Annotated in this window: 1 protein-coding gene; it reads left to right on the top strand. The window is 65.2% G+C overall.

Translation table 11 applies throughout. The features are described 5' to 3' along the window. Positions 1-315: 315 nt before the first annotated feature. On the top strand, positions 316-1,422 hold the full coding sequence (locus AB0M20_RS42970; RefSeq protein WP_364307206.1) for a hypothetical protein: 1,107 nt from the start codon (positions 316-318) through the stop codon (positions 1,420-1,422). Positions 1,423-1,504 lie beyond the last annotated feature (82 nt).

Here is a 1,504-nt window from a genome sequence, read left to right as displayed (position 1 = left end):
GACGACGCCTGGGACGAGTTCATCCCGTTCCTCGACTACGGAGCCTGTCGCAGAATGCGTGTCGCATAGACCCAGATGATCCTGGTTTGGGATTATGTGGTGTGGCTAGGTCGTATCGTCTGGTTCAGCGTGATCAACCGTTCCTGTTGCCCCGGACATACGGGATTAACTGCCCGCGGATCATGTGGTGTGGTTCCTGCTGGAGACGGTGGAAGCGTTGGATACCAGCGCGTTTCACAGCCGTCGGCGTCGGGGCGGTGTCGGCACTGCGGGCTATGACCCGGACATGTTGCTGGCGTTGTTGATGGCGGACCGGTGGTCGGGCGGATCCCGGACGGTCCCCATCGGCTCGCCGAAGCCCAGGCGCACCTAGCCCGGGAGATCGCCGTTCACCAAGCCAAGCTGGACCGCCATGCCGTGATCCTTGCGGCGGGTCGACGCCCGATGGGTCGCCCGCCGGTCCCGATGGAGCAGTCAACCCGGGTGCTGAGAGCCCGGCGTGTCGTCCAGGCGGCGATCGACGCCAGCGACAAGGCCGCCTCCGCTGGCGGTTTCAAGGATGGCGCCGGCAAGCACCGCAAGCCCAAGTACCTGCCGAAGGTCGTGGCGGACACGACCGATCCGCAATCACGGATCATGCCTACCCGCAGGGGATTCGTGCAGGGTTACAACGCGCAGCTCGCGGTCAGCGCTGACCAGCTCATCCTCGCCGTGAGTGTTGGCCAGTCCACTAACGACCAGGCCAGCTTCGTGCCGATGATGAAGGCCGCGCAGACGGCAGCCCATCACCTGCTCGCCGTTACCGGCAACAACGACCACGTCATCGGGACGGTCCTCGCCGACGCCGGCTACGGCAGCGACGCCAATCTTGGCGCTGCCGGACCGGCTCGCTTGATCGCTCTCGGCAAAGGGCGAGACCAGTCTAAGGCCACAGCCCGTGCGCCCGTCCCGCAACCACCACCCCGGCAGACCACCGCCCGGCAAGCCATGTCACACCGATTACGAACTGCAGAAGGCAAAGCCCTCTACAAACCTCCGTGGATCAAGGTCAAGGCGAAGATGTTCGCGACGAACCCGGACGGGCGGCCCTCGAAGCAGGCGAGCGTCGCGGCCATCGACGACGCGGTGCCACCGTCGAACCGGCAATCGGAAACCTCAAGAAAATCCTCGACCGGTTCTCCCGCCGCGGCCTGGACGCCGCGTTGGGCGAACTCCAACTCGCAGCCACCGCCAGCAACCTCCCGAAAATCTACCGCGCAGCCACCGCCTGACACCAAGCCCAGACCCGGCCAGCGGCAACAAATGGTCGGCACCAGCCAACAGCAACACCCGCAAGCGTTCGACGCATTCTGCGACAGGCTCTACGACATGGAGAGGGACTGTGGATCTTTCGGTGTTTCCGGCCTGACCCGCCGGGCGTAGCCCGGCGAGGGAGGCCTCGTGATGAGCGCGACACTGGACGATGTGACCACTGGCAAGAAGAAGCCTGAGCCGTCGGCGGAGG

Origin of the sequence: Actinoplanes sp. NPDC051633 (assembly GCF_040681735.1) — a bacterium.
Classification (GTDB): Bacteria; Actinomycetota; Actinomycetes; order Mycobacteriales; family Micromonosporaceae; genus Actinoplanes.
Note: the sequence above shows the minus strand (reverse complement) of the source record. Positions and strands in the feature narration are given on the sequence as shown.